This window comes from Dermacoccus abyssi (assembly GCF_003515945.1).
GTDB classification, from domain to species: Bacteria; Actinomycetota; Actinomycetes; order Actinomycetales; family Dermatophilaceae; genus Dermacoccus; species Dermacoccus abyssi.
Genome location: NZ_QWLM01000006.1, coordinates 35,934 through 48,599, shown reverse-complemented (window position 1 = coordinate 48,599; position 12,666 = coordinate 35,934). Strand labels below are relative to the sequence as shown.

General features: G+C 68.8%; 13 protein-coding genes. 10 read left to right on the top strand and 3 right to left on the bottom strand.

The annotated features are described in order from the left end of the window. Positions 1–8 precede the first annotated feature (8 nt). From D1832_RS06805 to D1832_RS06795, 3 genes are all read right to left on the bottom strand, one after another. Positions 9–515, bottom strand: coding sequence for a GNAT family N-acetyltransferase (locus D1832_RS06805; RefSeq protein ID WP_118913198.1), 507 nt, complete (start codon positions 513–515; stop codon positions 9–11). A gap of 140 nt (positions 516–655) precedes the next feature. Beyond that, entirely contained in the window at positions 656–1,993 is a 1,338-nt protein-coding gene (locus tag D1832_RS06800) for a M18 family aminopeptidase (RefSeq protein ID WP_118913197.1), read from the bottom strand. 13 nt (positions 1,994–2,006) lie between these two features. Then, on the bottom strand, positions 2,007–3,419 hold the full coding sequence (locus tag D1832_RS06795; protein ID WP_241510904.1) for a DUF349 domain-containing protein: 1,413 nt from the start codon (positions 3,417–3,419) through the stop codon (positions 2,007–2,009). 164 nt (positions 3,420–3,583) lie between these two features. On the opposite strand from D1832_RS06795, the gene D1832_RS06790 reads away from it, so the two are divergent. The 10 genes from D1832_RS06790 (at position 3,584) to D1832_RS06745 (ending at position 12,565) form a co-directional block, all read left to right on the top strand. Next, entirely contained in the window at positions 3,584–4,291 is a 708-nt protein-coding gene (locus tag D1832_RS06790) for an MBL fold metallo-hydrolase (protein ID WP_118913196.1), read from the top strand. Next, positions 4,288–5,634 (top strand): histidine--tRNA ligase, encoded by a 1,347-nt coding sequence (gene hisS, locus D1832_RS06785; RefSeq protein WP_118913195.1) that lies wholly within the window; start codon positions 4,288–4,290, stop codon positions 5,632–5,634. Before D1832_RS06790 ends, hisS begins: the two co-directional genes overlap by 4 nt. Positions 5,635–5,651: 17 nt before the next feature. Further along, positions 5,652–6,581 (top strand): site-specific tyrosine recombinase XerD, encoded by a 930-nt coding sequence (gene xerD / locus D1832_RS06780; protein ID WP_118913194.1) that lies wholly within the window; start codon positions 5,652–5,654, stop codon positions 6,579–6,581. A 94-nt stretch (positions 6,582–6,675) separates the two neighbouring features. Continuing rightward, positions 6,676–7,593: a ParA family protein gene (locus D1832_RS06775; RefSeq protein WP_118913193.1), complete on the top strand. Its 918-nt coding sequence runs from the start codon at positions 6,676–6,678 to the stop codon at positions 7,591–7,593. An 11-nt stretch (positions 7,594–7,604) separates the two neighbouring features. After that, positions 7,605–8,516 (top strand): segregation and condensation protein A, encoded by a 912-nt coding sequence (locus D1832_RS06770; RefSeq protein ID WP_182434701.1) that lies wholly within the window; start codon positions 7,605–7,607, stop codon positions 8,514–8,516. Position 8,517: 1 nt separating this feature from the next. Continuing rightward, positions 8,518–9,138, top strand: coding sequence for an SMC-Scp complex subunit ScpB (gene scpB, locus D1832_RS06765; protein WP_118913191.1), 621 nt, complete (start codon positions 8,518–8,520; stop codon positions 9,136–9,138). Positions 9,139–9,229: 91 nt separating this feature from the next. After that, on the top strand, positions 9,230–10,048 hold the full coding sequence (locus tag D1832_RS06760; RefSeq protein ID WP_338067296.1) for a pseudouridine synthase: 819 nt from the start codon (positions 9,230–9,232) through the stop codon (positions 10,046–10,048). Beyond that, on the top strand, positions 10,045–11,172 hold the full coding sequence (locus tag D1832_RS06755) for a prephenate dehydrogenase (RefSeq protein WP_118913190.1): 1,128 nt from the start codon (positions 10,045–10,047) through the stop codon (positions 11,170–11,172). Before D1832_RS06760 ends, D1832_RS06755 begins: the two co-directional genes overlap by 4 nt. 9 nt (positions 11,173–11,181) lie before the next feature. Then, a complete protein-coding gene (gene cmk / locus D1832_RS06750; protein ID WP_118913189.1) occupies positions 11,182–11,877 on the top strand; it encodes a (d)CMP kinase in 696 nt (231 codons plus the stop codon). 136 nt (positions 11,878–12,013) lie between these two features. Next, entirely contained in the window at positions 12,014–12,565 is a 552-nt protein-coding gene (locus tag D1832_RS06745) for a lysophospholipid acyltransferase family protein (RefSeq protein WP_241510902.1), read from the top strand. Positions 12,566–12,666: the final 101 nt, after the last annotated feature.

Here is a 12,666-nt window from a genome sequence, read left to right as displayed (position 1 = left end):
GGCTTCAGTCAACCTCGCGTTGGTTCGGGAGTCGTGCCCTTCCACAGGGGCTCGCCGTCGATCGTGATGTCGGTCGGCTCCATCGCAAGCCGCTGCGCGATCTGCTGTGACGCCGTGTGGTCGGGATGGATGTGAGCGAGCACGTCGGTGATGCCTCGTTCTCGAAGCTGCTCCATGAGGAGCGAGGCTGCGCGGTGGCCGTAACCGTTTCCCTGACGGGGGACTCCGATCACCCAGGCGATCTCTGTGGGCCCGGTGTCGACAGGGATGGTGGCCTGAACGAAGCCCACTGGCCGCTCGCCGCTGTCAGTCCGGACGACGACGAGTTCGTTGATCCAGATCTCGAGGCCGGCGGGGGAGCCACCTCGGGTTTGAACCGCGTAGCGGCGTTCCAGTTCGCCCGTCGTTGGGGGATGACCGCCCGTGAACCGATAGAGCTCAGGATCCGACAGCACCTCGGACATGTCGGCTGCGTCGCCGACCTGGAGCGGACGAAGTGCGAAGTGCTCAAACATCGTCCCAGTTGACGCCGGTGCGCCAATTCGACGCAACCGAATTAAGCCCGCTCGATGACTGATGCACCAAAGTGCAGGTTGTGCGTGAAATACCACGCACAACCTGCACTTTCCTCGTCAGTCGAGCAGCAGCCCGCGTCTCACGCACCTCGTGGGGCGAGGAAGGCCGCGAGCGCGGCCGCGTACATCGCCTGGTCGGCCGCACCGACGAGTTCACGGATGGAGTGCATCGAGAGCGTGGGGGCGCCGAAGTCGACCGTCGTCGCACCGGAGAGGGCCGCCGTCATCGGGCCGACCGTCGAGCCGCAGGGCAGATCCGAGCGCACGACGAACTCCTGCATGGGTACGCCCGCCTGACGGCACGCGGCCGCGAAGTGCGCCGCCCCGACGGCGTCCGTCGCGTAGCGCAGGTTCGTGTTCACCTTGAGCACCGGGCCGCCGTTCATCGCGATGTGGTGCGCCGGCTCGTGACGGTCTGCGTAATTGGGGTGCGTGGCGTGCGCCATGTCGCCCGAGGCGATGACGGTGCGCGCGAGGGAACGGTGCAGGGCGTCGCGTGACCCGCCGAGGGCCAAGACGATGCGCTCGAGAACGGTGGGCAGGTACGCCGAGAACGCGCCCCGCTCCGACATCGAGCCGATTTCCTCGTGGTCGAACAGCACGATGAGGGGGATGACGGGCTCGTCCGCCGGGTTCTCCACCGCGTCGAGGAGCGCCGTCGTCGCTGCGAAGCTCGTGGCCAAGTTGTCCATACGGGCGCCGGCGACGAACTCGTGATGCAGCCCCGTGCGGGCCGGAGCCTGCGTGTCGTGCGTCATCGCGTCCCACGCGAGGACGTCGAGGGCCTCGACGCCGACCTGGTCGGCGAGCCACTCGGCGAACGTCGGCACCTGCGAGAGCGCCCAGTGCGGCTCCATGTGGGTCTGCTTGTTGAGCGTCAGCCCGTCGTTCGTGGAACGGTCGAGGTGGATGGCGAGCTGGGAGACGCGCAGCAGCGGCTCGTCGCACTGGAACATGCGCGTGCCGACCGAACCGTCGGCCTGGCGAACGGAGACGCGCCCCGAAAGGCCGAGGTCGCGATCGAGCCACGAGTTGAGCAGCAGGCCGCCGTAGGGCTCGACACCGAGCATCTGCCATCCGGCGCGCTCGTGATCGGGGCGCGGCTTGATGCGCAGGTTGGGGGAGTCGGTGTGCGCACCGACGATGCGGAAGCCGGGCACCGCCTCCGCCGAAGCCTTCGTGAAGGCGCCTTCACCAACCTGCTCGCTCGACCACGCGACGAGCGAACCGCCCCGCGTCGTGACGTAGCGCCCTGGCGCCGTGGGCCACACGTCGACCTCGTCAAGACGGACGAAGCCCGCCTCCTCGAGCAGACGTACCGTGGACTCGACCGCGTGGAACGGCGAAGGGCTGGTGCTCAGGTAAGCGACCAGCCCTTCGGCGGCCGAATCCGTCGTGAACCGACCGGATCCGAACATCAGATCAAACCTCTCAGCCGTCGAGCTCGCTGGCGGTGGAACGCACCTGGTCGAGCCAGGACTGCTTCGCGTTCAGCTCCTGACGCAGCTTGTTGGCCTTGTTGGAGTTGCCCGACGCCTCGGCGGCGTCGACGCCGGCCTGCAGGTCGGCGATGGCCGACTCCAACTGCGCGACCATCGAGTTGGCGCGGGCGCTGACCTCGGGGTCGGACTTCTTCCACTGCGCCTGCTCGGCGTCACGCACGGCGTTCTCGATGCGGCGCATGCCCTTCTCGAGCCGGTCCATGTCCTTGCGCGGCACCTTGCCCGCGGCGTCCCACTTCTCCTGGAGCGCGCGCAGCTGCGCCTTGGCGGCGCCGAGTTCCTTGACCGGCAGGATCTTCTGGCCCTGGGCCAGCAGCTCCTCCTTGACCTTGGCGTTCGCCTCGAACTCCTTGTTCTCCTCTGCGACGACCTCGTCCTTGGCCGCGAAGAACGCGTCCTGCGCGGCCTTGAAACGCTGCCACAGCGCGTCGTCGTCGGCGCGCGACGCACGGCCGGCGGCACGCCAATCACCCATGAGGCGCTTGAACGCGGACGCCGTCGAACCCCAGTCGGTGGAGTTCTGGAGCTTCTCGGCTTCGGCGACAAGGCGCTCCTTCTCCTTCTTCGCCGCACCGTGCTGTTCGTCGAGCTTGCTGAAGTGCGCGCGTCGCGTCTTGTCGAAGCCGTTGCGGGCCGCGGAGAAGCGCTGCCAGAGCGTCGACTCGACGTCACGGTCGAGGCGCGCGCCGCCCTTCTGGTGGGTCTTCCACTCGTCGAGGAGCTCACGCATGCGGGTGGTGGACTTCTTCCACTGCACCTTCTCCGGGTCCTGCGCGGCGATCTGCTCGGCCTCGGTGACGAGAGCCTCACGCTGCTTGAGCGCCTCGGCCTTCGCGGCGGCGCGCTGCTCGCCCTCGACCTGCGCCTTGACGCGCAGCGCCGTCGAGATGTCCTCGACGATGCCGTCGAGCGCCGGCAGGTCACCGACGACGTTCGCCTCGCCGACCTGCTTGCGCAGGTTCTTCAGCGACTCGGTGGCGTCGTGGGCCGAAACGTCAGTCTGCGTGACGCGCTGCAGGAGCAGGGCTGCGCTGGCGTGCAGTTCGTCGTACTTGCGCGCGAAGTAGGCGAGCGCCTCGTCCTCACTCTTGCCGGGGTAGGAACCGACAGCCTTCTCACCGTCCGGGGTCTTGACGTAGACCGTGCCGTCCTCGCCGACACGGCCGAACGAGGCCGCGTTGGACGTGGACTCGGCAACGGGGGCGATGGGCGCTGTAGGAGCGGCAGCGGGCGTCCCGGACGCTTCGGCGGCGGCCGGAACCGCGGTGGGCTTCGGCATTGCGCTCGACTTGATGGAACCGGGCGTCGGGGTGGGAGTGGTGGAGTCCTCGGACACGTTCATGCCTTTTTCTCGACGTAGCCGGGGAATCGGTCATGCGTCACCCCGGCAGCAACCCGATCAGTCTAGGTGGGATGCGGCCAATGTCACGCCCGGACGGGCAACACACTTCACGGCACTGAGGTACGCGCGAAAGCCGAGAGGCCGCGGCCAGTAGGCTTGGGCGGGTGCTGACCGTTTCCTTCCCTGCTGCCGCCATGGGCACGAACTGCTACGTCGTCGCGCGTGAGCGCGGCTCCGAGTGTGTGGTCGTCGACCCGGGCATCGGCGTCACCGACCAGCTCGAGCACGTGCTCGCCGATTTCGACCTCAAGCCGACCGCGGTACTGCTCACGCACGGCCATCTCGACCACACCTTCTCCGTGACGCCGGTGTGCGGCGGCACGATCGCGGCGCACATCCACGAGGACGACCGCTACCGCCTCGTCGATCCGTACGCCCAGCTCGGCCCGCAGCTTCGCGGCATGCTCGAGCAGTCGTTCGGCAAGGCCGCCACGTGGCAGGAGCCCGAGAAGGTCGTCTCGATCCACGAGGGCGCCCCACTGGAGCTCGCCGGCCTGACGTTCGGCGTCACCCATGCGCCGGGGCACACGGAGGGTTCGGTCATGTTCACGATCGACGACGTTCCCCAGGGGCTCGACGACGCCACGGCGGCGTCGGTGACGAGCACCGTCGTCACCGGTGACGTCCTGTTCGCCGGCTCGATCGGCCGCACCGACCTCATCGGCGGCAGCGCCGAAGCCATGCAGCGCAGCCTGCGCGACAAGGTGCTTCCGCTGCCCGATTCCTCCCTCGTTCTTCCCGGGCACGGCCCGGCCACCACGATCGCGCGTGAGCGCGCCACCAACCCGTATCTCCAAGGACTCACCTCATGAGCAAGGTCACGCCGATCTCCGGCTTCCTCGAATGGCTTCCCGCACAGCGTTACGCCGAGCAGATGGTGCTCGACGTCATCGCCGAGGTCTTCGAGCTCCACGGCTTCGAGCCGATCAACACGCGGGCCGTGGAGCCCGTCGAGCGTCTGGTCGGCAAGGGTGGTGACGCGGACAAGGAGATCTACGCCGTCTCCCGCCTGGCTGCCGACGAGAGCGACGCGAAGGAGGCCGGACTCGGCCTGCACTTCGACCTCACGGTGCCCTTCGCCCGGTACGTGCTCGAGAACTCCGGCAAGCTGACGTTCCCGTTCCGCCGCTACCAGATCCAGCCGGTCTGGCGCGGCGAGCGCCCGCAGGCGGGGCGCTACCGCGAGTTCGTTCAGGCCGACATCGACATCGTCGACGGGGGGGAGTTGCCGTTCCACTACGAGGTTGAGCTCCCGCTCGTCATCGCCGACGTGTTCAAGCGCCTGCCCATCGGTGACTTCCGCATCCAGGTGAACAACCGCAAGATCCCCGAGGGCTTCTACCGCGGCCTCGGCATCGACGACATCACCGGCACGCTGCGCATCGTCGACAAGCTCGACAAGATCGGACCGGCGAAGGTCAAGGAACTGCTCGTCGCCGAAGGCGTCAGCGACGAGAACGCCGACAAGGTGCTCGCCCTCGCCGCGATCTCGACGAGCGACTCCAGCTTCGTCGAGAAGGTGCGCGCTCTCGGCGTCGAGCACGAGATTCTCGACGAGGGGCTGGCGCAGCTCAAGGCCGTCATCGACACCGCGGCCGAGCACGCGCCCGGTCTGCTCGTCGCGGAACTCAAGATCGCGCGCGGTCTCGACTACTACACCGGCACGGTCTACGAAACGCAGCTCGTCGGTGACGAGGCGTACGGCTCGATCTGCTCCGGTGGCCGCTACGACGCGCTCGCCAGCGACGGCAAGAAGACCTACCCGGGTGTGGGCCTCTCGATCGGTGTTTCACGCCTGCTCGCGAAGCTCATCGGTGAGCGGGGCCTCGCCGCCACGCGCCCGACGCCCACCGCGGTGCTCGTCGCCGTGACGGACGAGGCATCGCGTGACGAGAGCATGCGCGTGGCGGCCGCACTGCGCGCTCGTGGCATCCCGACGCTCGTCTCGCCGAAGGCAGCCAAGTTCGGCAAACAGATCCAGTTCGCCGACCGTCGCGGCATCCCCTTCGTGTGGTTCCTCGGCGGCGAGAGCGACGGCGTTCCCAACGCCGATCAGGTGAAGGATCTGCGCTCCGGCGACCAGAGCGACGCCGATCGCCACACGTGGACGCTCCCGGCCGAGGACGCGCAGCCGACGCTGCACCTGCCCGGCTGAGGAACGAACGAGGCGACATGAACGAGGCGCCCGCCGCGCTGCGTGACGCCGCGACGGCGTGGCTGCACCACCTCCAGGTCGAGCGGGGCGTCTCGGCGAACACACTGGCCGCGTATCGCCGGGACGTCGCCCGTTACCTCGCCTTCCTTGCCGCCGACGGTGTGAGCTCGCCCGAGGGCATCGAGGAGAAGCACGTCGAGGCCTTCCTTCGTCACCTGCGTGAGGGGGATGCGGAGCACAAGCCGCTGGCTGCGAGTTCGGCTGCCCGCACCCTCGTGGCCGTGCGCGGCTTCCACACCTTCACGTCGCTGGAGACGGGCAGCGACGACGCGGCGGCCGACGTCGCACCACCCACGCCGGCGCGCAAGTTGCCGAAGGCCATTCCCATCAACGACGTCGAGCGGCTTCTCGAGGCAACGGGGGGAGAGGGCAACCCCGGCGGTCTGCGCGATCGTGCCCTGCTCGAAGTTCTCTACGGGGTCGGCGCGCGCGTCAGCGAACTCGTCGGCCTTGACGTCGACGACGTGGACCTCACGACGAAATCGGTGCGCCTGTTCGGAAAGGGCAGCAAGGAACGCATCGTCCCGCTCGGCTCGTACGCGGCTGATGCCCTCACCGCGTACCTCACCCGCGAGCGGCCGAGCTTCGCCCAGAAGGGCAAGGGAACGCCGGCCGTGTTCCTCAACCAGCGCGGTTCGCGCCTCACGCGCCAGAGCGTGTTCGATGTCATTCGTCGCAGCGCCGAGACCGCCGGGCTCACGGGGGAGATATCGCCGCACACCCTGCGTCACTCGTTCGCCACGCATCTGCTCGAGGGCGGCGCCGACGTCCGGGTCGTGCAGGAACTGCTCGGGCACGCGTCGGTCACGACAACGCAGATCTACACCATGGTCTCGGTGCAACAGCTGCGCGAGACCTTCGCCGCGGCGCACCCGCGAGCCCGCTGATCCGCCGCTCGTTTGGGCATGGCGCGAGGCCGCGCGCTAGTCTTGAGGGGATTGGCGAGATGCCAAACGTTCAACTATCACTGGAGGCTTGCGAGTGACGTCCGACGGCACGCCCAAGGCGGCGAATCCTCAAGGTCAACTTGACCGTTTGCCCGGAATCGACGCGACGGGGCAGTGGGGACCGACCGGTCGACCCCTGCCCGGCTTCCCGACGCCTCCGATGCTCGACTCGCACGGCCCGGCGCGCATCATCTCGATGTGCAACCAGAAGGGCGGCGTCGGCAAGACGACGTCGACCATCAACCTCGGCGCGGCGCTGTCCGAGTACGGCCGTAAGGTGCTGCTCGTCGACTTCGACCCGCAGGGTGCGCTGTCGGTCGGCCTCGGCGTGCGCTCGCACGATCTCGATGTGACGATCTACAACCTTCTCGTCGAGAAGGACCACGACATTCACGACGTCATCCAGCACACCCGGATGGCGGGCCTCGACGTTCTGCCCGCCAATATCGACCTGTCGGCCGCCGAGGTCCAGCTCGTCGGCGAGGTGGCCCGCGAGATGGTTCTCGCTCGCGTGCTGCGCGCCGTCGAGGACGAGTACGACGTCATCCTCATCGACTGCCAGCCGTCGCTCGGACTGCTCACCGTCAATGCGCTCACCGCCTCGCACGGCGTCGTCATTCCGCTCGAGGCCGAGTTCTTCGCGATGCGCGGAGTGGCCCTGCTCGTCGAGACGATCGAGAAGGTTCAGGACCGCCTCAACCCGCGTCTCGAGATCGACGGCATCCTGGCCACGATGTACGACGGGCGCACGCTGCACAGCCGTGACGTCGTGCGCTCGGTCGTCGACCACTTCGGTGACAAGGTCTTCCACACCGTCATCTCGCGCACCGTGAAGTTCCCCGACGCCACGCTCGCCGCGGAGCCGATCACGCAGTACGCCTCGAACCACGGTGCGGCCGAGTCCTACCGTCAGCTGGCGCGTGAGCTCATCTCGCGCGGCGGCGCACCCTGACCGAGACGCCGGTGAGCGACGAGGCGCCGACCGCGTCGGCGCCTGAGGCGCAGGAGACGCAGGAGACACCCGGCGGAGTTCTCACGAGGCGGGCCGCGACGACGCCGTTCCACGTCCACCTCGGTGAGGTCTTCGACGGCCCGTTCGACCTCCTGCTCGGCCTCATCTCAAAGCACCGTCTCGACGTCACGGAGATCTCGCTCTCGCAGGTCACCGACGAGTTCATCGCGCACATTCGTCGTGCGCGCGCCGCGAGCGACGAGTGGGATCTGTCCGAGGCGAGCGAGTTCCTCCTCGTCGCAGCGACCCTGCTCGAGATCAAGGCCGCGCGGCTCGTGCCGAGCCTCACCGCCGACGAGGACGACTTCGAGCTCATCGAGGCCCGCGATCTGCTCTTCGCCCGGCTGCTGCAGTACCGGGCGTTCAAGGACATGGCGACGTTCCTCGACGAGCGGATGCAGACCCACGGCCGCCTCGTCGCGCGTCAGGCCGGACTCGAGGAGCGCTTCGCGGGGCTCCTGCCCGAACTCGTCATGACGGCGACGCCGGAGCAACTCGCCGTCGTCGCGGCGCGGGCACTGACGCCGAAGGTGCCGCCGACTGTGGCGGTGGATCACCTCCACGCCGTGCAGGTGAGCGTGCGCGAGCAGGCCACGATCGTCACGTCGAAACTGCGACGCAGTAAGCAGCTGACGTTCGCGCAGCTCGTCGCCGACGCGGACAACACGCTCGTCGTCGTGGCGCGCTTCCTCGCGGTGCTCGAACTGTTCAAGGAATCCGCCGTGACGTTCGAGCAGGAGGCCCATCTCGAGCCGCTCAGCGTGCGCTGGAGCGCGGCCCCCGACGCGCGCATCGTCGTCTCGGACGAGTTCGACGGTGAGCCCTGGGACAATGAAGGAGTGCACGGAGGTGGAGATGACTGAGATGCCGCAGGAGCAGCCCGACCGGGCGGCGCCGCGCGACGGTGACGAACCCCTTGTCGTGCACCACCTTCCGGGCGGTCTGCGCTCGACGTTGGAAGCCGTTCTCATGGTCGTCGACGAGCCCGTCTCGGTGCCCGATCTCGCGTCCGCGTTCGGTGTGGGCGAGAGCGAGATCCGCGCCAACCTCGAAGGCCTGGAGGTCGAGTACCGCGCCCAGCAGCGCGGCTTCACCCTGCGTGAGGTCGACGGCTCGTGGCGGATGTACTCCCGGCCGGTCTACGCCGACGCCGTCGAGAAGTTCCTTCTCGGCAACCAGCAGGCGAAGCTCACACAGGCTGCCCTGGAGACCCTCGCCGTCATCGCGTATCGCCAGCCGATCTCGCGTTCGCGCGTGGGCGCGATCCGCGGTGTCAACGTCGACGGCGTCACGCGCACGCTCGTCACGCGCGGCCTCATCACCGAGGTCGGCTCCGACGCCGAGAGCGGCGCCACGCTCTACGGCACCACCCCGTACTTCCTGCAGCGTCTCGGCATCGGCTCGCTCGACGAGCTGCCGCCGCTGGCGCCCTACCTGCCGGACGCTGCGATCATCGACGAACTAGTGGAACAAGGACACGGATGAACAACAAGAAGCCCCGCCCCGGTGCGCGCGACAAGCGCAGCACCCGCGTCAACCGCGCTCCGGAGGCAAGGTCAGCCGCTACGAGGCCGACGTGCTCGGCATCGGCACGACGAGGGACGGCCAGCCGGTCGCTCCGCCGCGCGAGCGTCAGCCCAAGAAGGCTGCGCAGCGCGACGTGCACGTCGACGAGGGAACGCGCCTGCAGAAGGTGCTCGCGCAGGCCGGCGTCGGCTCGCGCCGTCACTGCGAGAACCTCATCGCCGAAGGGCGCGTCGAGGTCGACGGTCAGATCGTGAGCGAGCTCGGCACGCGTGTCGACCCCGAGACCTCGGTCATCCACGTCGACGGTGCGCGCATCCAGCTCGACGACACGCTCGTCTACATCGCGTTCAACAAGCCCACCGGCGTCGTTTCCACGATGGAGGACGACATGGGTCGCCCGTCCGTGGGGGAGTACCTCGAAGGACGCACCGAGCGCCTCTTCCACGTCGGACGCCTCGACCAGGACACCGAGGGCCTTCTCCTGCTGACGAACGACGGCGATCTCGCCAATCGTCTGCAGCACCCGCGCTACGGCGTGGAGAAGGTCTACCTCGCCACGATCCAGGGTCCGGTGCCGCGCGACTTGGGCAAGCGCCTGCGTGAAGGCATCGAACTGGAGGACGGGCCGGTCAAGGTCGACTCGTTCAAGGTCGTCGACAGCCAGCCGGGTATGGCGCTCGTCGAGGTCGTCATCCACGAGGGCCGCAACCACATCGTGCGTCGCATGCTCGAGGCCGTCGGCCACCCGGTCATCGCCCTTGCCCGCCCGCAGGTCGGCCCCGTCAAGGTCGGCGACCTTCGCCCGGGCAAGATGCGCCCGCTCAACAAGCGCGAGGTCGCGGCGCTGTACAAGACCGCCGGGCTGTGAGCGTTCCGCAGCGTGTACGCGTCGTCGGCGCCGGGCTGCTCGGTACGTCGATCGCGCTCGCGCTGCGGGTGCGGGGTGTCGACGTCACGCTGACCGACACCTCGCCGGTTTCCGCGGCTCTGGCCGCCGACATGGGCGGCGGTCGTCTCGCGTCGGATGACGATGCAGCGCCTAATGTCGTCGTGGTCGCGGCCCCACCGGACGTCACGGCCGATGTCATTACGGCCGAGCTCGAACGCTGGCCGGAAGCCACGGTCACCGACGTCGCGAGCGTGAAGAACGCCGTCGTCGTCGCGGTGCGAGAGCTCGCCGGCGCCGACGCCGCTGCCCGTTACGTTCCTGGGCACCCGATGGCGGGACGTGAGCGAAGCGGCGCCGTCGCCGCGCGCAGCGACCTCTTCGAGGGCCGCACCTGGGTCGTGTGCCCCGACGGTGCCGAGGCGGAGCGGGTGCGTGATGTCATCTCGCTCGCGGAGTCCGTCGGCGCGCGCGTCGTGACGATGGCGCCCGAGGAGCACGACACCGCCGTCGCGGCCGTCTCGCACGTGCCGCAGCTGGCCGCCAGCCTCGTCGCGGCGCAACTGCGCGAGCTCTCGGAACCCGCTGTCGGGTTGAGCGGCCAGGGCGTCCGTGACGTCACACGCATCGCCGCGAGCGACCCGCTCCTTTGGACGCAGATCCTCGCGGGTAACGCGCGCGCCGTGCGCCCCGTCGTGGACCGCTTCATCGAGGAACTCACCGCAGTGCGCGACGCATTGCGTGCCGTCGAGCAGCCAGACTCGCCTGCGGCGGGTGACGGCCTCGGGCCGGGCCCCCGCGCTGTGATCGCAGGCACGATCGCGGCGGGCCAGGACGGGCAGGCGCGCATTCCCGGCAAGCACGGCACGCCGCCGACGACCTACGCGACCGTTGCCGTCGTCGTCCCTGACGAGCCGGGCGCTCTCGGGAGACTCTTCGTCGTCGTCGGGGAGAGCGGCGTCAGCGTCGAGGACCTGCGCCTCGAGCACGACGCCTCGGTCGCCGCAGGTCTGCTGGAGATCGACGTGCTGCCGGTCCGGGCCGAGGTGCTGCGCGAGGCCCTGGCGGCCAAGGGCTGGTCGGTTCATGTGCTCGAGACGCACTAGGATCCCCGCATGACGAGTACGAGCAGCGGTTTCCGGGTTGCCATCGATGGGCCCTCGGGCTCCGGCAAGTCGAGCGTGAGCAAGAAGGTCGCAGCGCACCTGGGCATCGGTTACCTCGACACGGGCGCCATGTACCGGGCCCTCACGTGGTACTGCCTCGACGCGGGCATCGACCTCGACGACACCGAGGCCGTCGCCGACGCCGTCGCCGCGATGCCACTCGAGATGGGTACCGATCCGAAGGCTGCTAGCATCTCCATGGGCGGAAACCCCATCGATTCCGACATCCGCACCACGCGCATCGCCGAGGTGGTCTCCAAGGTCGCGACGAACCTCGCGGTGCGCCCCAAGCTGCAGCAGCGTCAGCGCGAGCTCATGGCACAGATCGCCGCCGACCACGGGGGAGTGGTGGCCGAGGGCCGCGACATCACCACGGTCGTCGCGCCGGACGCGGAGGTGCGAATCCTCATGGTGGCGAGCGAGGAGGCCCGCCTGGCTCGTCGCTCCAAGGAGGTGCACGGTGGTGCCGACGAGTCGATGATCGCCGCGACGCACGCCCAGATCGTCGACCGGGACAAGGCCGACTCGACCGTTTCCCAGTTCATGACCGCCGCTGACGGTGTCGTCACCCTCGACACGAGCGAACTGACGTTCCAGCAGTCCGTCGAAGCTGTGCTGACCCTCGTCGAGCGTGCAACCGCCTGAGCGTCTGCGCAGCGCTGCGCAACACCTGGACGAGCGGCTGGCCTCTCGGCTGCCGCGTCCCGTGGACGCTGATCGAGGCGTACGAGTAGGCCAACGTCTGGGCGTCGGGCTGCTGCGGCTCCTGTACCGCGCACGGGTGACGGGTCAAGCGCACGTGCCTTCGCGTGGGCCGGTCATTCTCGTCGCGAACCACGTCGGCTTCATCGACGGGCCGCTGGGGTTCATCACGTCCCCGCGACCGGTGCACTTCCTCGTCAAGCGGGCGTACTTCGTCGGGCCGGTCGGTTGGCTCCTGCGCGGCGTCGGGCAGATCCCGATCACGCAGCGCAGCGCCGACCGTGAGGCGCTCACCAGCGCACGGGAGGTCCTGCGCGCAGGCGGGGTCGTCGGCGTGTTCCCCGAAGGAACGCGCGGCAGTGGCGAGGTGGCGAGCGCCCAGCAGGGAGCCGCGTTCCTTGCGCTGGGAACGAAGGCGGTCGTCGTTCCGGTTGCCTTGTCGGGAACGGCGGGTCGCTCGAAGGGTGCGTTGCCGCGCGTGCGTTCACGCCTGTCGGTGACGTTCGGCGAACCGTTCGACCTCGCAGGCGTGCCCGAGGTCGCTGCCGTCACCGGTCGCGAGCGCGTTGCCGTGGCCACCGAGGCGCTGCGTATGCGCCTCGCGGAGCACGTGCGCGCTGCCCGAATCTGACTTTTCGCCCAAGTGCGCGAGAATAGTGTCTGACGCCCGTTCGGCGTCATGGCGCGGCGCGACACGGATCAGACTCCGATCGACGAGCGAACCGCGCAGAA

What these genes read in the sequence shown, in the direction of transcription:
- hisS (WP_118913195.1), top strand. Translation starts at nt 4,288, where the DNA reads ATGAGCAAGGTCACGCCGATCTCCGGCTTCCTCGAATGGCTTCCCGCA.
- D1832_RS06800 (WP_118913197.1), bottom strand. Translation starts at nt 1,993, where the DNA reads ATGTTCGGATCCGGTCGGTTCACGACGGATTCGGCCGCCGAAGGGCTG.
- xerD (WP_118913194.1), top strand. Translation starts at nt 5,652, where the DNA reads ATGAACGAGGCGCCCGCCGCGCTGCGTGACGCCGCGACGGCGTGGCTG.
- D1832_RS06795 (WP_241510904.1), bottom strand. Translation starts at nt 3,419, where the DNA reads ATGAACGTGTCCGAGGACTCCACCACTCCCACCCCGACGCCCGGTTCC.
- scpB (WP_118913191.1), top strand. Translation starts at nt 8,518, where the DNA reads ATGCCGCAGGAGCAGCCCGACCGGGCGGCGCCGCGCGACGGTGACGAA.
- cmk (WP_118913189.1), top strand. Translation starts at nt 11,182, where the DNA reads ATGACGAGTACGAGCAGCGGTTTCCGGGTTGCCATCGATGGGCCCTCG.
- D1832_RS06805 (WP_118913198.1), bottom strand. Translation starts at nt 515, where the DNA reads ATGTTTGAGCACTTCGCACTTCGTCCGCTCCAGGTCGGCGACGCAGCC.